25 protein-coding genes and 1 other annotated feature are annotated in these 26,658 nt (G+C 38.1%); of the genes, 3 read left to right on the plus strand and 22 right to left on the minus strand.

Going from position 1 to position 26,658, the window contains the following annotated elements; genetic code table 11:
- Window positions 1–44 precede the first annotated feature (44 nt).
- From mreD to FHY47_RS09285, 14 genes are all read right to left on the minus strand, one after another.
- Window positions 45–560 (minus strand): rod shape-determining protein MreD, encoded by a 516-nt coding sequence (gene mreD, locus FHY47_RS09220; protein WP_066105539.1) that lies wholly within the window; start codon window positions 558–560, stop codon window positions 45–47.
- Complete coding sequence (mreC, locus tag FHY47_RS09225) at window positions 557–1,429, minus strand: rod shape-determining protein MreC (protein ID WP_066105543.1); 873 nt, start codon at window positions 1,427–1,429, stop codon at window positions 557–559. Before mreC ends, mreD begins: the two co-directional genes overlap by 4 nt.
- Window positions 1,430–1,484: 55 nt before the next feature.
- Window positions 1,485–2,501, minus strand: coding sequence for a rod shape-determining protein (locus FHY47_RS09230; protein WP_066105546.1), 1,017 nt, complete (start codon window positions 2,499–2,501; stop codon window positions 1,485–1,487).
- Between the two features lie 162 nt (window positions 2,502–2,663).
- Window positions 2,664–3,353, minus strand: a complete 690-nt coding sequence (gene radC / locus FHY47_RS09235; RefSeq protein ID WP_139892620.1) for a RadC family protein — start codon at window positions 3,351–3,353, stop codon at window positions 2,664–2,666.
- Window positions 3,354–3,390: 37 nt separating this feature from the next.
- Window positions 3,391–3,999 (minus strand): Maf family protein, encoded by a 609-nt coding sequence (locus tag FHY47_RS09240; RefSeq protein WP_257469172.1) that lies wholly within the window; start codon window positions 3,997–3,999, stop codon window positions 3,391–3,393.
- Between the two features lie 120 nt (window positions 4,000–4,119).
- The gene (locus FHY47_RS09245) at window positions 4,120–5,073 is read right to left on the minus strand and encodes a hypothetical protein (protein WP_139892622.1); all 954 of its coding nucleotides are present in this window, start codon (window positions 5,071–5,073) and stop codon (window positions 4,120–4,122) included.
- A 95-nt stretch (window positions 5,074–5,168) separates the two neighbouring features.
- Complete coding sequence (locus FHY47_RS09250; protein WP_077248077.1) at window positions 5,169–5,639, minus strand: type II secretion system protein; 471 nt, start codon at window positions 5,637–5,639, stop codon at window positions 5,169–5,171.
- Window positions 5,640–5,733: 94 nt separating this feature from the next.
- A complete protein-coding gene (locus tag FHY47_RS09255; RefSeq protein WP_066105558.1) occupies window positions 5,734–6,234 on the minus strand; it encodes a hypothetical protein in 501 nt (166 codons plus the stop codon).
- Between the two features lie 31 nt (window positions 6,235–6,265).
- Window positions 6,266–6,913 (minus strand): type IV pilus biogenesis protein PilM, encoded by a 648-nt coding sequence (locus FHY47_RS09260; RefSeq protein WP_148630213.1) that lies wholly within the window; start codon window positions 6,911–6,913, stop codon window positions 6,266–6,268.
- A gap of 18 nt (window positions 6,914–6,931) precedes the next feature.
- Window positions 6,932–7,141, minus strand: coding sequence for a type IV pilus biogenesis protein PilM (locus tag FHY47_RS09265; protein ID WP_148630215.1), 210 nt, complete (start codon window positions 7,139–7,141; stop codon window positions 6,932–6,934).
- A 24-nt stretch (window positions 7,142–7,165) separates the two neighbouring features.
- Window positions 7,166–7,915, minus strand: a complete 750-nt coding sequence (locus FHY47_RS09270; protein WP_066105695.1) for a prepilin peptidase — start codon at window positions 7,913–7,915, stop codon at window positions 7,166–7,168.
- A 609-nt stretch (window positions 7,916–8,524) separates the two neighbouring features.
- The gene (locus tag FHY47_RS09275) at window positions 8,525–10,246 is read right to left on the minus strand and encodes a sensor domain-containing diguanylate cyclase (RefSeq protein ID WP_180350012.1); all 1,722 of its coding nucleotides are present in this window, start codon (window positions 10,244–10,246) and stop codon (window positions 8,525–8,527) included.
- Between the two features lie 138 nt (window positions 10,247–10,384).
- A complete protein-coding gene (locus tag FHY47_RS09280; protein WP_148630217.1) occupies window positions 10,385–11,695 on the minus strand; it encodes a bifunctional folylpolyglutamate synthase/dihydrofolate synthase in 1,311 nt (436 codons plus the stop codon).
- A gap of 97 nt (window positions 11,696–11,792) precedes the next feature.
- Window positions 11,793–14,444, minus strand: a complete 2,652-nt coding sequence (locus FHY47_RS09285; protein ID WP_148630219.1) for a valine--tRNA ligase — start codon at window positions 14,442–14,444, stop codon at window positions 11,793–11,795.
- Between the two features lie 67 nt (window positions 14,445–14,511).
- Window positions 14,512–14,746, minus strand: a binding site (T-box leader).
- A gap of 221 nt (window positions 14,747–14,967) precedes the next feature.
- Between FHY47_RS09285 and FHY47_RS09290 the strand changes: the two genes are divergently transcribed.
- Window positions 14,968–15,159, plus strand: a complete 192-nt coding sequence (locus FHY47_RS09290; RefSeq protein ID WP_066105566.1) for a hypothetical protein — start codon at window positions 14,968–14,970, stop codon at window positions 15,157–15,159.
- An 89-nt stretch (window positions 15,160–15,248) separates the two neighbouring features.
- Here FHY47_RS09290 and ysxE read toward each other — a convergent pair whose 3' ends face one another.
- The 8 genes from ysxE to hemA all read right to left on the minus strand — a co-directional run bounded on the left by ysxE (window position 15,249) and on the right by hemA (window position 24,459).
- Window positions 15,249–16,271 (minus strand): spore coat protein YsxE, encoded by a 1,023-nt coding sequence (gene ysxE, locus FHY47_RS09295; protein ID WP_140461961.1) that lies wholly within the window; start codon window positions 16,269–16,271, stop codon window positions 15,249–15,251.
- Window positions 16,272–16,457: 186 nt separating this feature from the next.
- Entirely contained in the window at window positions 16,458–17,927 is a 1,470-nt protein-coding gene (locus FHY47_RS09300; RefSeq protein ID WP_066105571.1) for a LysM peptidoglycan-binding domain-containing protein, read from the minus strand.
- Window positions 17,928–18,198: 271 nt separating this feature from the next.
- On the minus strand, window positions 18,199–19,488 hold the full coding sequence (gene hemL, locus FHY47_RS09305) for a glutamate-1-semialdehyde 2,1-aminomutase (protein ID WP_066105575.1): 1,290 nt from the start codon (window positions 19,486–19,488) through the stop codon (window positions 18,199–18,201).
- Window positions 19,489–19,515: 27 nt separating this feature from the next.
- Entirely contained in the window at window positions 19,516–20,505 is a 990-nt protein-coding gene (gene hemB / locus FHY47_RS09310) for a porphobilinogen synthase (protein WP_066105578.1), read from the minus strand.
- A 17-nt stretch (window positions 20,506–20,522) separates the two neighbouring features.
- A complete protein-coding gene (locus FHY47_RS09315) occupies window positions 20,523–21,302 on the minus strand; it encodes a uroporphyrinogen-III synthase (protein ID WP_139892629.1) in 780 nt (259 codons plus the stop codon).
- Window positions 21,303–22,235: a hydroxymethylbilane synthase gene (gene hemC, locus FHY47_RS09320; protein WP_066105588.1), complete on the minus strand. Its 933-nt coding sequence runs from the start codon at window positions 22,233–22,235 to the stop codon at window positions 21,303–21,305.
- Between the two features lie 13 nt (window positions 22,236–22,248).
- A complete protein-coding gene (locus tag FHY47_RS09325; protein ID WP_066105591.1) occupies window positions 22,249–23,079 on the minus strand; it encodes a cytochrome C assembly family protein in 831 nt (276 codons plus the stop codon).
- Window positions 23,080–23,094: 15 nt separating this feature from the next.
- On the minus strand, window positions 23,095–24,459 hold the full coding sequence (gene hemA / locus FHY47_RS09330; protein WP_066105594.1) for a glutamyl-tRNA reductase: 1,365 nt from the start codon (window positions 24,457–24,459) through the stop codon (window positions 23,095–23,097).
- A 283-nt stretch (window positions 24,460–24,742) separates the two neighbouring features.
- Between hemA and FHY47_RS09335 the strand changes: the two genes are divergently transcribed.
- Window positions 24,743–25,222 carry a hypothetical protein gene (locus FHY47_RS09335; protein ID WP_066105598.1) on the plus strand — a complete coding sequence of 160 codons (480 nt, stop codon included), beginning with the start codon at window positions 24,743–24,745 and terminating at the stop codon, window positions 25,220–25,222.
- Between the two features lie 411 nt (window positions 25,223–25,633).
- Window positions 25,634–26,398 carry a PH domain-containing protein gene (locus tag FHY47_RS09340; protein ID WP_139892652.1) on the plus strand — a complete coding sequence of 255 codons (765 nt, stop codon included), beginning with the start codon at window positions 25,634–25,636 and terminating at the stop codon, window positions 26,396–26,398.
- Window positions 26,399–26,658 lie beyond the last annotated feature (260 nt).

A 26,658-nucleotide genomic window follows, 5' to 3' on the forward strand; every position in this document is an offset into this window, starting at 1 on the left:
GACATGAGCGCTGACAATTCCTTTTTTTATAGAATCAATACCGTTTAATTATCTTCTTCAACAGTCCATTTTTTAATCCACTTAGCAAATACATAAGCGAACAGGAGTAGGAAGATTAGATTCAGAATTAAGGTAGGCAGCAATCTCATACGTGCAAATTCAATGAACGTCAATGAAGTATAACCAATTAAGGTATTCACCTCATAGACGATAATTTCTAAAATAGATATAGCAAGCAAACATACAGTTGAGACTATCCCAAGATTAATTTGCAGTACTTTCATCAGTTGAGTTGAGAAGTACACCATTAACGGCAAAGTGAATAAATAAACACCCAATACTTCTGTATAGACGACATCATAGAAGATTCCCATAACAAAAGCATATATGATTGCCATGTTCCTTTTTCCGTACACCCCTAAAAACACTAGAAAGATAATAATAAACCTTGGCACCAAGATGTAGGGTGTTGTATATAATTTCGCCGAAAATATTTCAACAAAAATCCCTTCAGATATAAAAACAAGGACAGCTAAAAGGAAGATTTTAAACCTTATCACAGGTCATCCCCCTCAGTGCTATCTGTATCTACAGTAGTCATTGTACGTTTTACAATCATTACGTTATTCAAATCATAGAAATTAGCTGCCGGCTTAACCAAAGCTGTTTGGGTTAATCCGTATTGATCGATAACGACCTCCTTAACCGTACCTATGACTAAACCTTCTGGGAACACCCCTCCAAGCCCGGATGTTGTCACATTCTCACCTTTTTTAATTTTAGCATCATAATGGAGACCTGTTAATAGCAAGGCTTGCTTATCTTCGTCATATCCTTGGATAAATCCATATGATTTTTCTTTACTTTGCACCATTGCTGAAATACGGTTTTGCGGATCAAGAGCCGTCATTAATTGTACTGTAGAGGTAAATTGAGAAACACTTTTGACCTTTCCAATCAATCCCTCAGCAGTAATTACAGCCATATTTTTCTCAATCCCATTTACACTGCCCTTCGAGACCGTCAATGTTTCATGCCATCTCTCCGGACCTCTGCCAATGACAGTTGCATGAGAAACTGTATGATCACTTAAATCTTCTTTTTTCTTAAGTATATTGCTTAATTCCTCATTTTCTTTTTTCAAATCATATATCTCTGTTTCCAACTTCACATATTCTTCCAGGCGTGATTTAAGATTCTTATTTTCTTCATATGTATTCCTTAAATCTGAAAGATTCTCAAAAAAGCCCGCTACAGCAGAAGCGGGCTTATGGAAAATTGTTTGAACAAAGCCGGCCGAGTCCTTCATAAACTGTTCAGGCCAGCTCAATTCATCCCTTTCCCGAAGTGAGAACCCAATCAAAGCCACCAGAAAGATGATGCTAATCAGCAAGATAATCAATTTTTTGTTTAAGAAAAATTGTGGCATATCCTTGCTCCTCTATCATTATTATCCTCTTTCAGGATTTTTGCGTTCTATTATATTATCTTGAATCTTTTACTTTTGATTTGAACAAATGAATATGATCAAGTGCCTTACCAGTACCAATTGCTACACAATCCAATGGATTTTCAGCAATTAGAACAGGCATTTTTGTTTCTTCACTGATCACTTTATCCAGGTTGCGCAATAATGCGCCACCACCTGTTAGAACGATTCCGCGATCCATGATATCAGCAGCAAGCTCAGGCGGAGTTTTTTCAAGCGTATTTTTAACCGCATCTACAATCGCATACACTGTGTCATGAAGAGCTTTTGCAATTTCATCAGCAGTGATTTCAATTGTTTTTGGTAAGCCTGTTAATAAGTCACGGCCGCGAATCTCCATGTTTTCAATATCTTCAGGATCACCAGCTGAACCGATTTCAAGCTTAATAGCTTCAGAAGTTCGATCACCAATCATCAAATTGTAGTTTTTACGGATATAGTTAATAATCGCTTCATCCATTTCGTCTCCTGCGATACGAATAGATTGGCTAGTCACAATACCGCCCAAAGAAATAATCGCGACTTCAGTTGTACCGCCACCGATATCTACAACCATGCTGCCTGTTGGTTCCCAAACAGGTAAGTTTGCTCCAATAGCAGCTGCAAACGGTTCTTCAATTGTATAAGCATCACGTGCCCCGGCTTGTCTAGTTGCGTCAACAACAGCTCTCTCTTCAACAGCTGTAATTCCGGATGGAACACATACCATTACATATGGCTTACGTGCAAATAAACCTTGGTTTTTTAACGCTTGTTTCATATAATATTTCATCATGGTTGCAGTCGTATCATAATCAGCAATAACGCCATCTTTCATAGGGCGCAAAGCCACAACATTACCAGGTGTACGGCCGATCATATTTTTCGCATCATTACCGACAGCAACAATGGATTTTGTATCTGTTTGAAATGCAACAACGGAAGGCTCACGTACTACAATGCCTTTTCCTTTAACATAAACAAGTGTATTGGCGGTTCCTAAATCAATTCCTAAATCTCTATTTCCAAGCATCTTTTAATATCTCCCTTTCTGAAACATATTCCATATTAGGTACGAGTTTTTTTATTTTCTTTTTCATATCATAAAGTTAAGTTCTTCAGTAATGTAATGAAAAATAAATTCTTTAAAAAGCATACGTAATATTATAGCTCATCCTCATGTGAATTCCTAGTATTATAAATATCCTTTTTCTTTAAGACTTACATATTTTTTCTCTCCGATAACCAAATGGTCTAAAAGTTCTATTCCCATAATTTTCCCACATTCAGCTAGACGTTTGGTTACTTCTATATCTTCTCGACTTGGAGTGGGGTCTCCTGAAGGATGGTTATGCAAGCATATTATAGATGCTGCTGATCTGCGGAGAGCTTCTTTGAAGACTTCACGGGGATGGACAATTGAGGCGTTTAAACTGCCGATAAAGATTGTTTGTTTATGGAGTATTTGGTTTTTCGTATTTAAATATATACATACAAAATGTTCCTGTGATAAAAAACGCATATCATTCATACAATAATTGGCACAGTCCTCTGGCGAACGAATCACGTACCTCTCTTCATTCGTCAAATTGCTGATTCTTCTTCCTAATTCCATAGCTGCAGCAAGCTGCACAGCTTTTGCTTCCCCAATACCTTTAATGCTAGTCATTTCTTCAATACTTGCCTCTTTCAAAAGACGCAGCCCGCCAAACTTAGCCAAAAGTTGGTTAGCCAGATTCATCACTGAATCTTCCTTTGTTCCAGTCCTTAAAAGAAGTGCCAGTAACTCTTGGTTTGACAGACTTTCCGGTCCAAATTGGATAAACCGTTCTCTTGGGCGATCATCCTTTGGATAGTCTCTTATCATGATTTGCGTTGTATCCATCCATATTCTCCATTCCATTGACGGAGTGAGGCTGTTCTTAAGGATGTACTAACTTTTCAAGTTCCCTCTTAAGTCTGGAAACCGGGAGCCCTACAACTGAGAAGTAGTCACCTTCGATTCTCTTCACCAGCAAGGAACCAAATCCCTGTATCCCGTAGGATCCCGCTTTGTCAAACGGTTCTCCGGTCAATACATATTGTTCAATTTCTTCTTTTTTTAATGGCCAAAATTCTACATCTGTTTTTTCATAAAACAAGATAGAATCTTGCCCTCTTAATAAGGCAACTCCTGTATAAACCTGGTGTACATTACCGGATAAACGATTCAGCATGGAAATTGCTTCATCTTTATTTTTCGGCTTACCAAGGATGTCACCATCCATTACTACAATCGTATCTGCGCCTATCACAACGGAATCACGGTTAGTTTCAGCGATAACAGTTGATTTTATGCGTGCTAATTCCATCACTATTTCGTGAGGTTCCATTCCATCCTGATAGGTTTCGTCTGCATAACTTACTTTCACCTGAAATGGTATGTTCAGCATTTCAAGCAATTCTTTTCTCCTTGGGGAAGAAGAAGCCAAGATTAAATCCAATCCTTTTCGCCACCTGCCATAAGAATTTATATAGATAGGGAGATACATATTCATCCTAACAGAATACGACACCATTCTCAATTCTTAAAACAAAATAAAAAAGAGTACCCCGAAATGTGAAGTACCCTTTTAAACACAAAATGTATTTTTTATTTCCCGGAAAATACATTATAATCTATACCATTCATCAAAAAATTGAAGTATACATTTTTGAAGCTGCATTAAGGATGCTTCTTCTGGTTTAGATTGATAGGTAGACCAAGTTTTATTCATACTTTCACTTAAATTATGGAGATTTTGCAATTCTTTCGGAATATTCTCCAAATTAATAGACTTTATATCTGGCTTTTCTTTCGTTTCACTTTGTAATAGGCCCTCTGAAGCCAATTGTGTGTATTGACCGGTGTTGTGAATCATATTATGGATGACCTCTGTTTCTTTTGGTGTGTAAGCTTTTTTTGTTTGGCCCTGAAAACGGATTTCCTTCCAATACGTATCGACACCTTCTCCTCTATATAAAAGTGCCAATTTCTTTGTATCCTGCAACGTAGCCGCTGCTCCTATATAAATAAAATATTTATCCTCCTGTTTAAGAATGATAGCAGGAATTCCATCCCCTTCAATAAGCGAGGCACGTTGTTCTGCAGCCTGTTTACTCGAGTAGACGCCGCCCTGGACGACAAAAGCATTCATATCCTTGACCATTTGCTTCTCCTGAGGCGCTTGTTTATTGGAACCAAGCAGAGGAACAGAGTCCGGTACTTTAACAGTTTCCTCTCCGCCGCCGAATAGGACAATTTTTAATATTACAACTCCAAATAATGTCCCGATTATAAGTGCTACCAATACAGGAATTCCCGCTGCAAGAACTGGTAATTTATTCATTTTTACATGGTCAAGAAAAGCCGTTTTTTGTGCCAGCTTTGTTTTTGCCTCGTTTTTTTTAACAGATTTTTCTTCGGGTACTGCCCAAAGAGACGGTTCTTGTTCATCCTCAACCGTGCTGGCAATTTCTTGGATCGTATCCAAAGTATCTGGATCTTCACTTGGAATCCATTTGTATTCCTTTTTTTCGCCATTTATGTTTACGATGATTGTTCGTTCCCGGGTTGGCTTATCCATTCCTTTGCCTCCGCGTTTTTTGTTCATCTTATCATTCCGTAAAAAAAAAAGAACAAGACTCTTGTCGTCTTGTCCAAAAAGGTTTCGCCAAATTTCTAGGATTCTCTATCCTCAACATTCTCTTCACGTATTTGATCAAGAGGCAACGGCAAATAACCTTCACCTTGCTTTTCACCGCATAATTTACGTTTCATTCCAATTAAACAGATGGATACCGCTTTCCCATCCTTAAATAGTACATAGGAATCTGTATGATTTAATCCCCATTTATCTCCTGTATCCGGACCAATGATGACATCCAAAAAACCTGAGGTAACAAGTTCGTTATATGTTACTGGATTTACTAACGGTTCTTTATTGAATTCTTTATTCTTATAATAAACCGTACTGGCATTACGCATGATATAGGCCTTAGAGACGAAGGCCTGCTTTCTCGCCTTTTGTATGACATCACCAATCACCAGGACAGCCATTGAAGCTATAATACCCAATATGACAATAACCGCCAATAACTCAATTAAGGTAGCTCCATTTTCATTAGACTTCCTATTTATATTCCTTATCATTTAACTCACAACCTGAATGCTTCTATTAAACTACTCATCATCTTTTTTTGAATCCTCATATACATCCGGTGCAATGCTTAATGGATTATCTTTATTAGCTGGAGGAGGCACCTCTATATCCGGCAATTGGTTTTGCAAATCTAATCGCATTCGTTATGATTTCAGTTGATGATAAATCCTTTAGATAATAGGCCGCTTCTTCTGCTTTATCAAACCGTACTTCGAGTTTAATAGCACCATTTTCCGCATAAGAAAAGGTTTCAATAAATCCTCGTTCCGACAAAAATCCAATCAAATGTTTTAAAAGAAGTACTGTTTTAACAGGGTATTGGTTTGCCCATTTAACCTTTTCTGTTAATTGAGCAACAGAATTGCTATTCTCCTGAGATACAACCTTCTGCTGTTCCACTTCAATCATTTGAGCAGTCATTTCATATTCTTGTTCTAATGCATTCAACTGGCTTTGATTGCTCTGATATTGCCAAAAGTAAAGGATTCCGCAGAGAATACCGAGAAACACTGCAGATAAGATAATCAGGAGTACACCACGGTTTTTGCGCTCTTTTTTTGGCAGCAAGTTAATTTCTACAAGCATCATCTCACTCCTTTAAGAGCCAATCCCCCGGCTAAAAAAAGGACTCCGGCAATTCAGGTTCCTTATTGGTTTGTATATATCCCTTTGGAATACTCACCACAGTTTGATCATATCTATTTTTTATGTCAGTGATCACTTCAGTTAGATAAGGATGATCACCGGTTATGATTATTTTAGTGACCTGATGCTGCTCATGGCTTAAGGAATATTGATAAAAGCTTAGCACCCGATCAATTTCTGTATAAGTATCCTCCAACAATTGCATATAATCTTCTTTGTCACTGGAATATTCCATGATTTGCTGATCTTCATTTATACGCAATAGTTCCCATTCACTACTTTGCCCTGTAATAGGGATATTTTTCATAAAGATCGGCTTATCATTTACAAAAACACTTGTGTTGACGGTATGCAAATTAAATTCAATCAGTAAGCTGAGATTTTTCAAGCAAAGTGGCGTACTCCGATACCACCTCTTCTTCAGCAGCGAATAACAGAATTTCCTTTTTTCCTCCGTCTCTTCCAACAGAACCACATCAAAAATGGGTTCCTCAAATGGAAGATGTATACTCGTTCCCATTTCCAAATATAAGTAGCCCTTGATTTCATCATCTTTAATATCCTTTGGAATGGCAACCTTACGAATGACCAAACGGGAGTCTGGTACTAAAAACCGCACCTGACGTTTCTGTATTTTTCATTTAACAAGACAATCACCTAAAATATCCTTTAGAAGGTCAAAATCAGTAATAATGCCGTCCTTTATAACACCGGCAGGTAAAAAATGCTCACCGCATTTATGAACAATCGGTGGGTCCAGCTGTTTAAGTTCTACATAACGAATCACATGGTCTTTTAATACCAGGTTCACAACCCGATTGCTGCCTGAAAATAAAGTAAAAGCCATTATAACTTCTCCCTTCCAAATCAATCACAAAAATTGTAAATACCAGTCTAGCAAGAACTCCCCAAAAAAGTAGGCCACCAGTGTACCAACGACGATGAACGGTCCAAATGGAATCGGCTTCCGCCGCTTCACAAGACCGATTAACATCCCAATGACTCCAAAGACAGCTCCAAAAAAGGTGGAGAATATAAAGGCGAGAATAACTCCCTTTACTCCCATCACAAATCCAATTAAACCGAATAATTTAATATCTCCGCCACCCATGCCGCCTTTGCTGATTACAGCGATAAAAAATGGGATTCCAAACCCGACAATAGCACCAGCTATACCGTCCCACCATGGGTCCAAAGGAATAAATACCCGAATAAACAAAAAAACAACTGTAAAAAACAGCAGAATTTTGTTCGGTATAAGCATGTACGTAATATCCGATATAAAAATAATGATCAGCAGGGAAATAAGTGCCCATGCCACAAACAATTCAGCAGTCCAGCCCAGCAGCATCGGAGCTGCCATAAATAGAATAGCCGTTGTCAGTTCCATCATCGGATAAATAGGTGAAATGCCCGCCTTACACTTACGGCACTTCCCCCCTTGAAACAAGTAAGACAATACAGGGATAAGCTCTATCGGTGTCAATGTATGGCCGCAGGCCGGACAAGCCGACCTCGGAGCCACAATCGATTCCTTCGCTGGAATCCTCAAACCTACCACATTATAAAATGAACCAAAGATGAGACCGGTGAGGAAGATTAAGAGATAGAGAGTAAACATTACAATCATGTAATATTTTCCATCTAATTCTTCTCGAAGTGCTACAAATTTTTTCATTGGCATTGACGTATATTCATATTGGGTATCCCCTAAAAGATCCTCAAGCTTTGTCGGGTAATAATTTTTATTATCGTAAATCTCCAAAACTCTTATTTTTGGAGTGCTTTCCGCTCCATGTGTTACGTTAGGAGCCTGCAATACCGTTGGAAATAAAATAATAATAGCAATTGCTAGTTTTAGCCGTCTTTTCATATACCCACCCCTCTACCCTGTATTTTAAATAGAATCTATTCTTCACTCATACAAATTACCTATATTATCACTTATTATACATTATTTACCATTATATTGTATATTTTTCAATAAATTATCTGCTCTATTTATAAATATTAATCTTATAGGATATTGTTGATTTACAGAGATAGGTAGATTTAACCTCATCTTTTTATCAAAATAGTAATAAATCCTTGAATTACTTCGATTTCTCTTTCAAAACTTTTATCAGCTGTTCCATATATGAAACTCACTTCCAAAACAAGTAGCTTTAGTCTATTTCTCTTGAACAAAAAAGACGTATTCCTCCTCTCTAGTAGTCGGAATACGTCTCTTTTATTTAATATATTGCGCCACTTTGTTACGTCCGGCGCGTTTTGCTCCTGTATACATAGCCCGGTCTGCATGACGGATTAATGAGTGAGGATCATCCGCATCAATTGGAGCGGTTGAAACTCCAATTGATGCAGTTACTCTTACATGAACCCTCCTGCTTTCACTACCTAAATCAGATACTAATTCATACGGCTTTGTTCCAATTTTTTGACGTACCAGTTCGGCAAATTTATAGCCTTCCTCCACTCCTGCACCAGGGAGGACAAGCACAAATTCTTCACCGCCATATCTGGCTGCAATCCCTTTAAATTGTACGAGTGAAGACAAACGTTCTGCTACCTGGCATAAAACTTCGTTCCCACCCAAATGTCCGTAAGAGTCATTTATTGACTTAAAGTGATCCAAGTCTATTAAGATAAGAGTTAATGTATCCAGCTTTCTTCCCCTTATCAGGATAAATTGTTCTTTTAAGTAATCTTCCAGAAAATAGTTGTTATATAGATTTGTTAAAGAGCAGCGTTCACTTTTGGCTTTTGTTTCTTCATAATGCTTCGCATTTTCAATAGCTGAAGCCAGATATGTAGAAAGAATATCTGCAATCGTTATCTGACTGTTTTCAAAAAAGTTTCTTTTCGAAGATATATGAAGGACAATCCCTTCCATTTGCTCTGCATTTAAAACCGGAACAATCAAGACGCTTTCTGCCCAATCAGGAATACCATGGTTTTCGTATTTCTTCAGGGAGGCAGAGCTCTGAATCAGCAATGTTTTTTTTGATTTCCATACTTCTCCTAACAAGCTGTCTGTTGCCGAGATTAAATTCAAATGGGGCATACCAGTCTCATTTTTACTTTCATAACGAACCATACGAAGGCGATTATTGGCTTTGCTATCCACACTAAGAATATAGGTTTCGTCCACTGGGAAAATCCTTGAAATTTCACCCAAAAATAAATCCAGTACTTGCTTGACTTCTAATCTTTCTGTCAATCTGTGACCAATTTGGCTCGCTTTTTGCAAATCTTCATTCATATGGTCAGCCCGATAATACAGTCTCATCACAAGAGCCAAACTCACAAGCGGTACGCCAACAATAATAATGGCTACCACCCCCAGCTCCTGATAGGTTGAATACAATAATAAACCGATTGGAAAGATGATAATACTGGATACGATATCCGCAACCTGATCTTTTGCAACAAACTCTACTTTTGCCTTATATACAAACACATCTATGAGTAAAGCACAAATAAAATTAGATAAGAACCAGACAATTTGGTGGATTACAATTAATGAAAATACACTTATATCCGATAAGTCCAAATTAGAATGCTGACCGCCAAGCAAATAATAGATTAATCCGCTTGTTAATGAATTAATAAAAAACATTAAAGAATTCATCGGAATGCGGAAAAGCTCATCCTTGCTTATTTTTATTCTATAGAGCAATGTTATTACTCCGATTTGCGAAAGGATTATTTCAACAAATAATCCGTACTCAAGGAATAGAGCCAAGGATACACCCTGAAGGAGAAAAATTGGCAATCCATTTATCATAATAGGGTAATACGTAATAATACAAAGCAGTAATAGGAACAGAAGAATATCAATCGAAAAAAAGCTTCCTAAAATAGGATACTCCGTATATGAAATATATAAACTTGCAGGGACGATCAATAACCAAAGTATCCAAATAATGAAGCGTTTTTGTTTTGTAACCATTACCGCCCCTCCGTTCAGGAATTTCATCCATCTTATGTCAAATTTTATCAAAAATTCTGACATCTGTCACACAAGTATTTACAAAAACAGGTCTTATGGAGGATTGTCATGAACATCATTACTTTTACATGAATTTAGTTATGACTTTCGAATAATTTCATTGACGATATATGGACGAATAGACGCCAAAAAATATAAAGAGCCTGTGACCAATAGCATATCTCTGTCTTTCATTTTGGCTAATATCTCATTTATTCCTTCTACCCAATCTTTTTTTACATCCTTATGAGGGTGTCGGCTATGTTTAAAAAGCTCCTCTGCCTCATTCATTCGTTCTAATGGAATCTCCGTAAAAGTTATACTTGCTGCCTTTTGTTCAATCATCTGAATCATCTTTGTATAATCCTTGTCCTTTAAGGCCGCAAACAAAATATGTATATCACAATTTGGGTAACGATCATCAATCGTTGAAAGCAGAGAGTTTATACCTGACACATTATGTGCGCCGTCCAGGATGATTAGCGGCTGGTTCGACACAATCTCAAAACGCCCTTTCCATCTGGCAGATGCCAGTCCTTTTCTGATACTTTCTTCCCGAATCGAAAAGCGATACGTTTCACTAAGTAATATTGAACTGATGACAGCAAGCGCTGCATTCTCAACTTGATGGCTTCCAAGCATGCTAATATGTAAATTCTCCAGTAAGTATTCTCGCCATTTAACCGTGAAAACTTCCTGATTTTTAGGGTGAGAGCGGTTCAAAATCTTAAATTCTTTTCCTAGCGTATATAAAGCAGCATTCATTTTCTCTGCCTGTTTTGTTAGGGGCTCTAATGCTTCCTCATCTTTTACACCTGTAACAACTGATGTTCCATTCTTGATAATACCTGCTTTCTCTGTTGCAATTTCACCCAAAGAATTTCCGAGAATGTTGGTATGCTCTAAAGAGATGCTGGTAATGATCTCCAAAAGCGGTTCAATTACATTAGTGGAATCAAGTCTCCCCCCAAGTCCGGTTTCAATAATAAGAATATCCGGTTGCTCATTTTTAAAATGCAGAAAAGCTAATATAGTCGTTACTTCAAAAGCAGTTAGATAATCCCCTTTTTGCTCTGATTCATTTATTACAGGGAGGAGGTAATTTAATAATTCAACTAGCTTATTGTCCGAAATCATTTCCTCATCAATCATAATTTGTTCGTTCAGCTTTTCAAGATAGGGAGATGTAAAGGTACCTACCCGGTAGCCCTCTGCCACCAAAATATGTTTTAAAAATGTAAGCGTAGAACCTTTGCCATTTGAGCCTGCTATATGTATACAAGGAATGCTGCGCTCCGGATTTCCCAATTTACGTAAGACTCTTTCCATTCTTTCCAGGCCAAAATCCATCCCAAGTTTTGCTGTACGGTCTGCAAGAAACTTCTCTGCCTGTTGATAATCCTGTATCATTTTTTTCACTCCTCAACCATTGCGCTATGTATTAGTATGACATGATTGAACAAAAACACCCTGTTCAAATGCTTCGAACAGGGCGCAATAAAATGTCTTAAGCCAATTCTTCTAAATCCTTCAGGCGGCTTTGTACAGCCTCACGTTTTTCAACATAGTCTGCCAGCTTCGCTTTTTCTTCTTCAATCACCTTTTCAGGCGCTTTTTTCATGAAGCCTTCATTGGATAGCTTTTTCTCAATTCTTTCTACTTCTTTTTTCCATTTTTCAAGTTCTTTTTGAAGACGTTTTTGTTCCTCTTCAATATTTAATAGACCTTGCAATGGAAGAATTAATTCAACACCCGTTACGATAGCTGTCATCGCTTTATCATCAGCAGGGATGTCTGTACCAATTGTTAATTCCTCTGGATTACAGAAGCGCTCGATATAGCTGCTGTTTTTCTCAAGAACAGCTTGTGTTTCTGCATCTTTCGCCTTCAAAGAAAGCTTGATTTTTTTGCTGAGCGGCGTGTTCACTTCTACGCGAATATTACGTACTGTACGAATGATTTCGACAAGCAATTTCATTTCATCAGAAGCTTTTTCATCCGTTAAGTCCGGATTTACAACAGGCCAAGATGCTGTTGTGATGGACTCCCCTTGGTGAGGAAGGTTCTGCCAAATTTCTTCAGTGATGAATGGCATAAATGGATGTAACAATCGCATCGTTTGATCCAATACGTACGCAAGGATAGAACGTGTTGTAAGTTTAGCTTCCTCGTCTTCTCCATATAGAGGGAGCTTCGCCATTTCAATATACCAATCACAGAAATCATCCCAAATGAAGTTGTATAATGCACGGCCAACTTCACCGAATTCATATTTATCTGCCAGTCTTGTTACAGTTTCAATCGTTTCGTTTAGACGAGTTAAAATCCATTTATCCGCAACTGATTTTTCGCCTGTTAAATCAATCTCTTCATATTTCAGCCCATTCATATTCATCAAGCAGAAACGGGATGCATTCCAAATTTTATTGGCAAAGTTCCAAACAGATTCTACTTTTTCATAGCTGAAACGTAAATCCTGACCTGGTGAGCTTCCAGTTGTTAAGAAATATCTTAATGAATCCGCACCATATTTCTCAATAACCTCCATTGGATCTACACCATTACCAAGAGATTTACTCATTTTCTTGCCATGCTCATCACGTACAAGTCCATGAATCAATACATCTTTGAATGGACGCTCTCCAGTGAATTCAAGTCCCTGGAAAATCATTCTTGATACCCAGAAGAAAATAATATCGTATCCAGTCACAAGAGCTGCTGTTGGATAATAACGTTTAAAGTCTTCTGAATCTGTATCAGGCCAGCCCATTGTGGAAAACGGCCATAACGCAGAACTGAACCATGTATCCAATACATCTGTATCCTGCGTCCAGTTTTCGATATCTGCAGGATCTTCCATTCCTACATGTACCTCGCCTGTTTCCTTATGGTACCAAGCCGGAATGCGGTGACCCCACCAAAGCTGTCTGGAGATACACCAGTCATGGATATTATCCATCCAATTCAAATATGTTTTCTCAAAGCGTTCCGGTACGAATTCTACTTTACCTTCAGTGGATTGCATTTCAATTGCACGCTCTGCCAATGGTCCCATTTTAACAAACCATTGTGTAGATAAATAAGGCTCTACAACAGATCCGCTTCTTTCAGAGTGTCCAACCTGATGGATATGCTCTTCAATTTTGAACAACACTCCCTGATCCTGAAGATCTTTCACAATTTGCTTACGGCAATCGAAACGGTCCATACCTTCATATTTGCCAGCCTTCGCGTTCATCGTTCCGTCTTCATTCATAACTAGAATGCGTTCAAGATTATGACGATTACCTACCTCGAAGTCATTAGGATCATGTGCTGGTGTAATTTTTACAACGCCGGAACCAAAATCCATCTCTACATAATCATCGCCAACAATCGGAATTTCTCTTCCTACGATTGGCAGGATAACCGTTTTTCCAATCAGGTGCTTATAACGGTCATCTTCCGGGTGAACTGCAACTGCTGTATCGCCAAGCATTGTTTCCGGACGAGTTGTCGCAACTTCAATATGCCCGCTGCCATCTGCAAGTGGGTAGCGCATATGATAAAAAGCACCCTTAACCTCTTTATGAATTACTTCAATATCAGAGATCGCTGTTTTTGTACTTGGATCCCAGTTAATAATATATTCACCGCGGTAAATAAGGCCTTTTTCATAAAGTTTTACAAACACTTCACGAACAGCTTTTGAAAGTCCCTCATCTAGAGTAAAGCGTTCACGAGTATAATCAAGGCCCAATCCAATTTTTGCCCATTGCTCACGGATATGAGATGCGTATTCCTCTTTCCATTTCCATGTTTCTTCAACAAATTTCTCACGTCCCAAATCATAACGTGAAACACCTTGATTGCGCAGTTTTTCTTCTACCTTCGCTTGAGTTGCGATTCCCGCATGGTCCATACCTGGCAGCCATAATACGTCATAACCCTGCATTCTCTTCATTCTTGTCAAAATATCCTGAAGCGCAGTATCCCATGCATGACCTAAATGCAGTTTACCCGTTACGTTTGGAGGAGGAATTACAATCGTATAAGGTTCTTTTTGTTTATCCTGTCCCGCTTCAAAGAATTTACCCTTTAACCACCAATCATAGCGTCCTTTTTCGATTGATTGAGGATCGTATTTGGTTGGCATACCAATATCCGTTTGTTGCTCCATTTTTCATTCTCCTTTACTTTCATAATTGGTGAAAAACGCAATAAAAAAACCGCTTCATCCTCTATATAAAAAGGACGAAACGGTATGTCTCGCGGTACCACCTTTGTTCCAATACAAATAACTGTTGTATCGGCACTTCATTTCGTTAACGGCTCTTCACCGGTTATCCGCTACTATTGACGTTCACGGAAACAGCTCCCGGGCGACCTTCTGCGATTACGGTTACTGAAGGAATCTTACAGCCGATGGATTCCTCTCTCTTACAGTCTTAATCACATACTCTTCCCATTCAAAGCTTTTCATTGTTATTTTGGTTTCTCATAATCGGAAATCATTTTTTAATACTGTTATCATACATAAGTATGCATCTACTCGTCAATCATTGTTTCCCATTTTTCTATATTTTATTCAAGCCTATGTCCAAGGTGTCATCGTCAATTCTCATTCTTAGACGCTTTAAATAATGCTGTACAGACACCCATTCAGGGGTAATTTTATATTCTATCATAAAGGGGGAATTTACATGCGAAAAAAGGTAACTCAATACAATATGCCTCCGTGGATTCGAAATACAAGAAATGTCTTACAGCAATTCTCCATTCCCTTTGCCGTTTTTCAAGGAATCCGGACATTCTTTTTTCCGACCACTTTTGATTTATTTCTGCTATTATTACTGATTGGTCTTGCTTTAGCCTTCCACTTTGATATTCTGTAATCTTTTATAACTATTCATTTAGACCAGGTAGGTTTGCCTGGTTTTTGTTTGATACAGCCTATCATTTTATTATGTTGATGCCATATCTTTTATTTCTCTTCCTTCGCCTTTTTGCTTTCTTCTATTTGTTCCATCCTCATAATAATATATTCAATGTTTTTTAATAACCAATACTGCCTTTGGAATCTTCGGCAAAATTGTATTTCATCCTGTTTACCTTTTTTTCTGGAGTATTGTTCTACTACCTTGATACAATTAGCCGGATAGGCTAAATAGGATAAGAATAAACGCAGCTCACCCTCCTTGTAGGGAAAATACTTCAGATAAAGATAGATCCACTCAACTATTTCTTCACCCTGGATTGGATAAGTTTTTAACTGCTTAACGACAAAAGGCAATAAGTCGAAATAGGCAGGTGCGGTTTTACTCTGTTCAAAATTGATAAAATGGCCATAACCATTTTCACTATATAAGAAATGATGAATTGAGATATTTCCATGGGTCACCACACTGCGTACTTTTTCTTCTTCCTTTGTTAGGTCAAACCACTCCTTCAGTTTATTTAAGGAATACGTCAGAGCCTGAGACAAGTCATAAAAGCACATACTAAACAACTGCTCAAACGGAGACATATACCACTTCTTTTCGATGGTTGTTACCATTTCACGAATAAATTCCTTTTGCTCCTCCCACTCCTTGACTGTTTTTTCATAATGCTCTTCCCGTTCCTCTTTCGTAATGTTAATTTCTTTGCCAGATAGCGTATGCATTCTTGCCAATTCCCTGAACATCTGCTGGTGTCGTTCTGCCCGTTCCTCTATATGTTCATCCGGCAGCCAAGGCATAAGGTAACTGATTTTATCATGAGTTAATACTCCATATCTGCCATCAACTGTTGGAAAAATCGGAACAATTCGGTTATATCCATTTTGATATAGGTTCTGCACATTTTTGATAAAATCAATGCCTTTGGTTGCCGGGATGGTTTTAATCGCAAATATACCATTGTTCGTATATACTTTTTTTACTTTTCCAAAATCCTCGTAAAATTCAAGTTCCAATTGATAGTTTCTTAGAAACTCAGATATCCACTCCTGATCTTTTCTTAACATTCCTCTGGCACCCTTTCTGCATGTGCCCTTTTTGGAAACCAATGAAATCTATTTCAGCTGCCCTATCATAAGTCATTATTTTTTAATGAGCTATGCAGCCATGTTTCTCACAGTTAAATTGCATTGTACTATTCCTATTAAAAAAGCAGAGCATATAATGCTGTGCTCTGCTGTTAACTAGACCTATTATTTATAAGAAGCAGCAGCTTCAGGAATATAAATTACCTGACCAGCTTTTAGATCGGATGTTAATTCCAACCCGTTTATTCTCGCGATATGCTGAACGCTCGTTTTATATCGATCTGCCAGAACATCAATATTTTCTCCATTTTGGACAATACAGACTCTTACTTTTGATTGTTGTGATTCTTCCTCCTCTGTAAATAAATCGTATAACAAAGATTTAGACTTACCTTCAGTTTGATCTTCGTTCTCCTTCCCATTCTTTCTTTTAGAATCAGACGATTGATACTTTTTCTCTACATACTGATTGGATGTTTGTTCTTTTTTCTGTTGACGTATGCGAGAAACATTTGTTTCCGGTTCTACTGCAGCTTTATTCAAATCTGGTGCTACATTCGCTTGAGATTGGTGCGGCTGTACTCTGTCATATTCAGGACTTTCCTCTTTTTCATATTCTGAACTTTCCTCTTTTCCATACTCGGCAGTAAAAGGAACGACTTCCATTAATTCCGGAGGACCCTCATCAAATCTATTATCATATGGAATGGAAAAAGATTGGTTTTCATCTTTTTGCTTTTGTCTGTCAACTAATTGGTCCGGTTCAAAAGCAAAAGGGCTATAGTCCTTGTCTGTATGATCTGACTCATCATTCGGCTGTGTTTCTTCATAATCGGCTGGTTGATGCAGTCGGGGTGACAATTTAGTTTCAACATAAAAATGGTCATCCTGGTTATGATTACTCTCTATATAAGAAGTTGGGTTCTTGAGATAAATCTCAGGCGAATCTGCCAAATCCTCCTGCTCCTGATCCTCATCCTCAGAATTTTCCCGATATAAATGCACCTCTATCTGTTCTTCCTCTTGCTCATTATGGACTTCTGCCTGAATAGTAATCTCCTCTGCTGACTCCTCAAAATCTTCGTTGATTTTATTCCATGTATGAGTATGATGCTCTTCCTGAAATCGCCCGGATGTTCCATTTTGATAGTTTGAAGTCTCTTCCCGTTCCTCTGTCTCTGTCACTTGCGTCTGCTCTTCAGGCAAATTATCGTAAACTCCACCAATCCATAAATCTGCTCTAATTTGCAGATATCCCTTTTCTGGCAGCTTATAATCAAAGGTATGCACACCTATATTAAGCTCATCCATTTCCCGAACTCTTTCTGCAGGAATCGTTATATCTACAGGAAATTGCTGATGGAATTCAAATAAATGATGCTCCCTTTGTTCGATTACAGAAACATAGCGCCGAAACGGATCTTCTGCTCCTTCTTCCTGTCCTGTTGCCTCAGTGGCCTTATATTCCCCCATTAAATCCAGAGTCCCTTTAAGAATCACATACTGTTCTACTTGATGAGCTGAAACATTTGGTTCAAGCGAAATGGAATACAGTTCCTCAACTTCCTGTCCCCTTTGAAACCACACACTCTCTTCTAATGAAAATCGTAATGACGATGCATGATCCTCAGACACCCAATTTCCTCCCTTCAGCCCTTTTCATCTAAATGCCATTATCAGCCTATGCTGCAGATACAGAAAATATGTGCTTTGTTAAACGTATGTCTGGAGAATAAAAAAATTCCCCCGAGAGCATACTCGGGGGAATCTACTAATCACTTTATCTCATTCAAATTGGAGCATGGACTCTCGCCTAAAACAAAGGTAAGCAGCAGTAAGAAGTCGATTAGTTCAACTAATGCTCCGTGTGGAATGAAAGTAATTCCTCAACGGACATTGTTTCACTTTATCGTTTAATTGCTTTAAACGCTTTTTGGGCAGCCTGTATAGTCTTTTGAATATCTTCATTACTATGTTCAACTGAAAGAAAGATTCCTTCAAATTGAGAAGGCGGCAAGAATACACCATTTTCCGCCATTTCTTTATAATAATTCGCAAAAAATTGAAGATCTGATTGTTTTGCAGACTCGTAATCTTTAACCTGTTCATTAGTAAAGAAGAAGCCAATCATAGACCCTGCTCGATTACACGTTAAAGGTACTTGGTAGGTTTCAGCTGCTTCCTTAAACCCTGCCTCTAAGAGATCTGCTTTTTTAGTAAACTCTTTATACGTATCCTCATTAAGCTGGATTAACGTTTCATAACCGGCTGTCATCGCAATCGGATTTCCTGATAATGTACCGGCTTGATAGATGGAACCGCTTGGCGCAATTTGGCTCATGATCTCTTTTTTACCGCCGAATGCTCCTACTGGAAGTCCTCCGCCAATTACTTTTCCTAGACAAGTTAAATCTGGAGTAACATCGAAATGACCTTGCGCACATTGATAATCAACACGGAAACCGGTCATAACTTCGTCAAAGACTAATAAAGAACCGTGATTTTCAGTAATTTCTCTTAATCCCTGCAAGAAGCCTGGCAGTGGAGGGACTACTCCCATATTTCCCGCAACTGGCTCTACAATTACAGCTGCTATATCTTCGCCATATTGGTCAAAAGCAAGTTTTACACTCTCAAGATCATTGTATGGAACTGTAATGGTATTTCGCGCAACGCCCTCTGGAACACCAGGGCTATCTGGCAAACCAAGTGTAGCAACTCCTGAACCTGCTTTGATAAGCAATGAATCTCCATGTCCGTGATAACATCCTTCAAATTTAAGGATCTTATCTCGTCCTGTATATCCTCGTGCCAGACGAAGTGCACTCATGGTTGCTTCTGTACCGGAGGAAACCATCCGTATCATTTCAATTGATGGGACACGATCAATTACAAGCTGTGCCAATTTATTTTCCATTAAAGTTGGAGCACCAAAGCTTGTACCAGTTTCAGCAACCTTTTTAATCGCCTCTACTACCCGGTCATTTGCATGGCCAAGAATCAGCGGTCCCCAGGAAAGAACATAATCAATATATTCATTGCCATCAATATCATAGATTTTTGAACCCTTTCCTCTTTCCATAAAAATCGGATCCATATTTACAGATTTAAAAGCACGGACAGGGCTGTTTACGCCGCCCGGCAATAAATTGATGGATTCCTGGAATGCTTTCTTAGAATTTTCATATGAACGCATATGCTGCAATCTCCTTTATATATGGAATTAATTTGATTCTTTTAACCATTTTGCTGCATCTTTTGCAAAGTAAGTAATGATTAAATCTACACCGGCACGTTTCATACCAGTTAGCATTTCCATCACAATAGCTTTTTCGTCAATCCAGCCATTTGCACCAGCTGCTTTAACCATGGAATACTCTCCACTTACATTATAAGCTACAAGAGGCAGATTTACTGTATTCTTCACATCGCGAATGATATCGAGGAAAGCAAGAGCTGGCTTCACAATGATAAAATCCGCTCCCTCCTGAACGTCTGATTCAGCTTCACGCAAGGCTTCAATACGGTTGGCATAATCCATTTGATAGGATTTTCTATCACCAAATTGAGGTGCTCCGTTTGCTGCTTCACGGAATGGACCATAAAATGCGGATGCATATTTAACGGCATAGGACATGATTGGGATGTGCTGATAGCCTGATTCATCAAGACCCTGGCGAATCGCAGCCACAAATCCATCCATCATATTGGAAGGAGCAATAATATCCGCTCCTGCTTCCGCCTGGCTGACAGCTGTTTTAACCAAAAGCTCCAGACTTTCATCGTTTAAGATTTCATCATTTTCAACCATACCGCAGTGACCGTGGCTTGTATATTCACATAAACATGTATCAGCTACAACAAGAATTTCAGGATAGTTTTCTTTTACAAAACGAATCCCTTTTTGGACAATCCCATGTGTATGAAAAGCACCTGTCCCACATTCATCCTTATTTTCCTGATCCGGTACTCCAAAGAGAATGACAGATTTGATACCAAGTGAAGCCACTTCATCCATTTCCTCTTTCAAACGATCCATGGAAAATTGATAGATTCCTGGCATAGAAGTAACGGGGTTCTTTTCATTTGTACCTTCCGTAATAAAAATCGGATAAATAAAGTCTTCTACATGTAAATGTGTTTCACGCACAAGCGCTCTCATAGATTCATTTCTTCTTAATCTTCTGTGTCGATTAAATTCAATATTGGCCATTTTAAGGTCCTCCTATATTACGAATAATACTGCCTTAATTCTTTCATCATTTCATCTACGGTATATTGCTCCGGACATAATGTGACAGCCACGCCCAGTTCTTCGGCTCTTTTCCTCGTGACCGGTCCGATTGCAACTGTCACTTTATCTATCAAACAGTCAAATAAATGATGTTTTTTCACGGTCTTCATAAAATGATTTACTGTCGAAGGGCTCGTAAATAATAGAATATCTATCTTTTTATTTGTAAGTACATCCACCAAGGCTTGTTCACTGTCTTCTGGCATACGGTTGCTGTAAATAACGGACTCCTCTGTATGTATACCTGCAGCTATCAGCCCATTAAATAGATAATCTCTCGCCAAATCACCCTTTATAATGAGCACAGATTCGCTCGTATCCACTACTTCCAGAAACGCAGGCAAAAAAGATTCAGCTACATATTTCGGTGGGATAAAAGTAGGCTGCAGACCATGTTCCTGCAAGGCTGCTTTCGTTTTTTTACCAATGGCTGCTATTTTAGGATAGATTCCTTCAAATTCCATTTCGTTCAGCATCTCACAAAATAGATCAACACCCGGCTTGCTTGTGAAAACGATCCAATCAAAAGATTCCAGCCTGCTCAGCTTTTCTTTTACTGATTCAAGCCTATCTGCATCAACCTTTTGAAACGAAAGAAGAGGCACCTTAATTGGTACCCCTCCATGCTCAGCAATCATGGCACACAATTGTTCGGCCTGCGCTTCTTCTCTTGTAACCAATACGCCTTTACCCGAAAGAAACAAGGAATGCTTCATTTAGCTTTCCATCTCCTCTTTAACCTTTTCAATTAAAGTCTTTGCTCCCCGTTCGATTAGGCGATTGGCAGCTGTTATACCTAAGCTTTCAGGATCATCTCCTGAAATTTGTTCACGATAAATGGTACGCCCATCAGGCGTTCCGACGAGTGCCTGGAATTGTAAGGTCCCTTTTTCGTCTTTATATGCAAAACCTGCAATTGGAACCTGACAGCCACCCTCCATTTTATTGAGGAAGACACGCTCCGCTGTAACAGCTTCTTTTGTATCCTGACAAGTTAATTTAGCTAATTCCTGCAATAGCTCATGATCGTCTGCTCTGCATTCAATCGCCAGCGCCCCTTGGCCAACTGCAGGTATGCAAGTATCTTCATCAAGGAAATCACTGACAACATCCTTTTTCCAGCCTAATCTCGAAAGACCTGCTGCCGCCAATACGATTGCATCATATTCTTCATCTTTTAATTTTTGAATACGTGTATCCACATTCCCTCTAATCCACTTGATTGTTAAATCCGGACGTTTTGCCAACAATTGAGCACTTCTTCTTAAGCTGCTTGTACCGACAATCGCACCTTCCGGAAGTTCTGCAAGCGTTAGATTATTTTTTGAAATCAACACATCACGATGATCCTCACGCTCTGGAATACAGCCAATTGTTAACCCTTCTGGAAGCTCTGCCGGCATGTCTTTCATGCTATGAATGGCCATATCAATTTCCCCATCTAGCATGGCTTGTTCGATTTCTTTTACAAAAAGACCTTTTCCTCCGACCTTAGAGAGAGTTACGTCTAAAATCCTGTCACCCTTTGTCACAATTTCTTTCAATTCAAATTCAAACGGTAATCCCAGATTTTTCAGCTGGTCAATAACCCAATTAGATTGTGTCAATGCTAATTTACTTCTACGTGAACCGATAATGATTTTTCTCATGATTTACCCTCCATCAATAGACATGAAATGCTGATATGCTGCCGAAAAAGAAGAAATTCACTAGCACTAACAAGAATGAACCAATATTCCAATAAGCGAGTGATTTCCCATAAATCCGGTTGTTAACTTTAAGATATAAATAGATTCCATATATAATTAGGCAGGCAAATGAGCCAAGAATTTTACTATCATACCAATTAATATCCGAAACGATTATATAGGCCCATTCAAGACCTAGTATTAATGATAATAATAACAGAGGTACACCGATTGCTACCAGTATATAAGACAGCTGTTCCAGTTTCGCCAGATCTCCCAGCCTGTTCAGCCTTTTCCCCCATTTCTTTCGCTTTAATAAATCGTACTGTATTAGATACAAAATTGAAAAGACAAAGGAAAGAGCAAACGCTGCATAAGATAGAATGGCAACTGTAATATGAATCATGGATAGCTCAGATAACACCTTAGTTTGCGCTTCTGCCGTAGAATAGGATTCTAATGTTGAGAATATATGAATGACCATCAAACCAAACCCTATTACATTTGTAAAAAACATAAAAAAATCTGTCCGTATTATCCGGTTTAGGATGAGTGAAAAGGTAATCAATATCCACACGTAAAAATATAATCCTTCAAATAAGGTAAGAACCGGGAATCTTCCCACTTCAAACATATATAGACATAAAAAAATTGTTTGCATCAACCAAACAATCGAAAGAAACCAGAAGGCTGCCTTATGAGCCTTCCGATTATTTTGTAAAAAATCTATGAAATAGAATAAGACACTAAGTCCATATAATATAATTGTAATTTCTTGCAATCTATTTAAATTAATATCAATCATATATCCCATCCTTGCTTAATATGGTTGTGACACCACTTTCAAGACAGGTCTATTTTGCTGGACCGATGTTTTAGATTGGAATGGCATTGCCGCCTTAAATTCCTGTTCTTCTACAAGCTCCTCAATATTGAAGATCGAGACAAATGCCTGTAAAGCAGCCTCTGGATTCTTCATTTCTGCCATATCTTTTGCATAAAGAATCGGATCTTTAAGCATCTGATTAATGATGCTCTTCGTATGCTTATTAATAACCTTCCATTCTCTTTCACTTAGGCCTGGTAATTTACGCTGCATACTCTCCATTGTTTCTGCCTGAATATCTAATGCTTTCTCGCGCAATGCAGAAATCACAGGAACAACACCAAGCATTTTGATCCATTGATTGAATTCAACCAGCTCACTTTCAATCATGATCATAATTTGTTCTGCTGCTTCTTTTCTTTCTGCCAGGTTCGCCTGAACGATACCTTCTAAATCGTCTATATCATAAAGAAAGACGCTGTCCAGTTCCATTAGTTTAGGATCTAAATCACGCGGTACGGCAATATCAACCATAAAAATCGGACGGCCTTTTCTTAAAATGTTGATATTTTCCATCATTTCTTTTGTAATTACATATTCCTTTGATCCAGTCGAACTGATTAATATATCTGCATCAAGCAGGGCACATTGCAATTCCTGAAGCATTTTTGCCTGTCCAGAGAATTTAGATGCCAATATTTCGGCTTTTTCCAAGGTTCTGTTAATTACCGTTACTTGATTGGCACCATTGCTATATAAATTTTCAATGGCAAGCTGGCCCATTTTCCCGGCACCGACTACGAGGATTTTCTTATCCTGAAGCGAACCAAAGATTTTTTTACCAAGCTCAACCGCTGCATAGCTGATTGATACCGCATTTTTATTGATTTCCGTTTCAGAGTGAGCTTTTTTGGCAAGCGTAATCACCCGTTTAAACAGATTATTAAACAATACTCCGACGGTATTTTCTTCCTGTGCCTGCTGGAAGCTTTTCTTCACCTGTCCAAGTATTTGAGTTTCTCCCAATACCATGGAGTTCAATCCACAGGCAACCTGGAATAAATGATTAACTGCTCCGTCCTGCTCATAAACATATAAATAGGAGGAAAGTTCATTTTGGTCAACCGCGAACCACTCTGCTAAAAATTCTTTAATATAATATCTGCCCGTGTGCAGCTGATCCACTACTGCATAAACCTCTGTCCGATTACAGGTGGAAACAATGATATTTTCAAGGATACTTTTTTTCTTACTTAATGATTTCATCGCTTCCGGCAGCTGTCCCAATTCAAAACTGACTTTTTCACGGATTTCAACAGGAGCAGTTTTGTAATTAAGACCGACAACAATTATATGCATTTCCCCTGTCACACCCCCATCTGAGCATATTCTTTTGCAAGTATATCATTGGTGTATATGAAAAATTTTCCACAAATTGTGAACATTATCGTAACTCTATATCAATTAAACATGTAAATGAGAAATTCTCATGAAATAAAAACCTGATATAATTAATGTATAATAGGTTAAATCTTAATTGCCAAAATGTTTCTCTGACAGTATTATGTGTAAATTAAATCACTAATTGTACATTATCAAAGATTAGAATAATTATCAATAATAATAAACCGGGAGACTACATATGAAAGAATATCGTTATTTTTCAAGCACTATTTTGATTGGCTTTGGTCTTTTTTATTTTTTAAAATCAATTAACTTTTCCCTATTGTCACCTTATTATTCATGGGGATCTCTTTGTATTATTATCGGATTAGCCTTTCTTGCTGAAAGCAGGTTTGGCAGTCATTCTGATTTTATACTGCCTGGAATCTTGCTCACTGGATTCGGTTTACACCAATACATAGCCGTCCATTTGGAAAACTGGCCAGCTGAGCATACAGCCCTATTTTTATTTATTAGTTTGGGTCTGTTATTGCTTCATCTAAAAAAGGGAGTTGGTAAAGGCCCGGGGATTTTATTCCTCGTTGTTTCTATCATCTTTATCTTCCATGAGAGAATCTTAACTATACTGGGCTTGGTTCATTTTGTTGATTTCTTTAATCACTACTGGCCTGTTCTTTTAATGCTCATTGGCGGATTCATTCTATTTAAGAAAAAATAAAAGCAGATAGCATGGCAACCCTACCTATTGTGGTCAGGGTTGCTGCATTAGGCTATCTGCCTTTCTTTTTTATAATCTCTTTTCGTAACTTGTTACTATTAGAAAAAAAAGAGAGACAACTTTTACTGTCTCCTTGTTTCACTAAAGCCCTCATAGTTTACGTACAATTGTTCATGATATTTGGTAAGCAATAGGCTGCATTCTTAAAGATTCCGTTTCCATTCTCTTACATTTATCTAGATGAAAAAGCCACTTCCAAAAAGAAGTGACTTTCTTGTTATTCCGCTAAAGCCCCTGTTTCTACAATAAGATTTTTTTTGAGGCGGGTTTTCTTTTTATAGGTGAAATTATACTAACAAACTATTAGGTGTTAAAATTAATATAGATAAATATTCTTGAGAGGTGAGGATGATGGGCTTTTTTGACCGTAAAGTGATATGTGGTGTTTGTGGAAGGGAAGTTGGATTAAATCGTTATAAAGTAAAAAAATCTAATGCCTGGGTCTGTCCAGACTGCATATCAGAAGCTGGAGGTATATCAGTAATTAATGTTAGTAAGGTGACTATTGAGGACATCAAGACGATTTTAGATAAAAAGAAAGAACGGCTTGGAGATGATCCAATGTCTACTGCTGAAGGTATGTATCAATATTGCAAAGAAAATAACTTTGGTGAAGGGTTTACCGATAAATGGGCACTTAAACACTTTAAAATTTTGCAAGATAACATAATGAAAGATGAAAAGGTGTTAATGACATTTATTGGTCTTCATAATTACAAATCAACAACTAAGCACGATAATAATTACGCATATGCTGTGACAAATAAACGCATTATATATGGGCAAAAATCTATCACAGGCGAAAAATTTAAATCTATATCCCTTGAAAAAATCAATGATATTACGTTTGAAAAAGGCTTGGTTTTTGGGATATTAACAATTGATACACCTCAGGAAAAATTCAATGTGGCATTAAACGCGGGATCAGCAAGTTCTATTAACAGCCGTATCCACGAAGTAATAGATAGTGCAAAAAGCGTTTCTCATACTAATCAGGAACAAGCATCATCTATTTCAACTGCTGATGAGTTAAAAAAATATAAAGAGCTCCTAGATATGGGAGTTATTACAGAAGAAGAATTTACGGCTAAGAAGAAACAATTGTTGAATATATAAATTAGGTCAAAAGGTTTTAATAATATGCTGTTTTTGTAAGGAGTGTTGCTATTGCTATATTTTATCTAATATGTAAAAACAGTCACCTCCAGATAGGAAGTGGCTGTACTTGTTATTGAACTAAAGCCCCCGTTCGTATTATAAGGTTGACCAAGTTATTGGTTGACCTTTTTCTTTTAGGTCTAGAATACTAGAGGTAGCTGGGGTAGAACGACCGCCCCCGTGGGATTCCATCCCGACAACTAAACCGTTCGCCCCCT

Origin of the sequence: Bacillus sp. E214 (assembly GCF_008087365.1) — a bacterium.
In the GTDB taxonomy this organism is placed as follows: Bacteria; Bacillota; Bacilli; order Bacillales; family Pradoshiaceae; genus Pradoshia.

Bases quoted from the DNA above. Each gene is read 5' to 3' on its own strand.
- mreC (WP_066105543.1), bottom strand. From the start codon at position 1,429: ATGCCACAATTTTTCTTAAACAAAAAATTGATTATCTTGCTGATTAGC.
- FHY47_RS09230 (WP_066105546.1), bottom strand. From the start codon at position 2,501: ATGCTTGGAAATAGAGATTTAGGAATTGATTTAGGAACCGCCAATACA.
- radC (WP_139892620.1), bottom strand. From the start codon at position 3,353: ATGGATACAACGCAAATCATGATAAGAGACTATCCAAAGGATGATCGC.
- FHY47_RS09240 (WP_257469172.1), bottom strand. From the start codon at position 3,999: ATGTATCTCCCTATCTATATAAATTCTTATGGCAGGTGGCGAAAAGGA.
- FHY47_RS09245 (WP_139892622.1), bottom strand. From the start codon at position 5,073: ATGGATAAGCCAACCCGGGAACGAACAATCATCGTAAACATAAATGGC.
- FHY47_RS09250 (WP_077248077.1), bottom strand. From the start codon at position 5,639: ATGATAAGGAATATAAATAGGAAGTCTAATGAAAATGGAGCTACCTTA.
- FHY47_RS09255 (WP_066105558.1), bottom strand. From the start codon at position 6,234: ATGCTTGTAGAAATTAACTTGCTGCCAAAAAAAGAGCGCAAAAACCGT.
- FHY47_RS09265 (WP_148630215.1), bottom strand. From the start codon at position 7,141: ATGGCTTTTACTTTATTTTCAGGCAGCAATCGGGTTGTGAACCTGGTA.
- FHY47_RS09270 (WP_066105695.1), bottom strand. From the start codon at position 7,915: ATGTTTACTCTCTATCTCTTAATCTTCCTCACCGGTCTCATCTTTGGT.
- FHY47_RS09275 (WP_180350012.1), bottom strand. From the start codon at position 10,246: ATGGTTACAAAACAAAAACGCTTCATTATTTGGATACTTTGGTTATTG.
- FHY47_RS09280 (WP_148630217.1), bottom strand. From the start codon at position 11,695: ATGATACAGGATTATCAACAGGCAGAGAAGTTTCTTGCAGACCGTACA.
- FHY47_RS09285 (WP_148630219.1), bottom strand. From the start codon at position 14,444: ATGGAGCAACAAACGGATATTGGTATGCCAACCAAATACGATCCTCAA.
- FHY47_RS09290 (WP_066105566.1), top strand. From the start codon at position 14,968: ATGCGAAAAAAGGTAACTCAATACAATATGCCTCCGTGGATTCGAAAT.
- ysxE (WP_140461961.1), bottom strand. From the start codon at position 16,271: ATGTTAAGAAAAGATCAGGAGTGGATATCTGAGTTTCTAAGAAACTAT.
- hemL (WP_066105575.1), bottom strand. From the start codon at position 19,488: ATGCGTTCATATGAAAATTCTAAGAAAGCATTCCAGGAATCCATCAAT.
- hemB (WP_066105578.1), bottom strand. From the start codon at position 20,505: ATGGCCAATATTGAATTTAATCGACACAGAAGATTAAGAAGAAATGAA.
- FHY47_RS09315 (WP_139892629.1), bottom strand. From the start codon at position 21,302: ATGAAGCATTCCTTGTTTCTTTCGGGTAAAGGCGTATTGGTTACAAGA.
- hemC (WP_066105588.1), bottom strand. From the start codon at position 22,235: ATGAGAAAAATCATTATCGGTTCACGTAGAAGTAAATTAGCATTGACA.
- FHY47_RS09325 (WP_066105591.1), bottom strand. From the start codon at position 23,079: ATGATTGATATTAATTTAAATAGATTGCAAGAAATTACAATTATATTA.
- hemA (WP_066105594.1), bottom strand. From the start codon at position 24,459: ATGCATATAATTGTTGTCGGTCTTAATTACAAAACTGCTCCTGTTGAA.
- FHY47_RS09335 (WP_066105598.1), top strand. From the start codon at position 24,743: ATGAAAGAATATCGTTATTTTTCAAGCACTATTTTGATTGGCTTTGGT.
- FHY47_RS09340 (WP_139892652.1), top strand. From the start codon at position 25,634: ATGGGCTTTTTTGACCGTAAAGTGATATGTGGTGTTTGTGGAAGGGAA.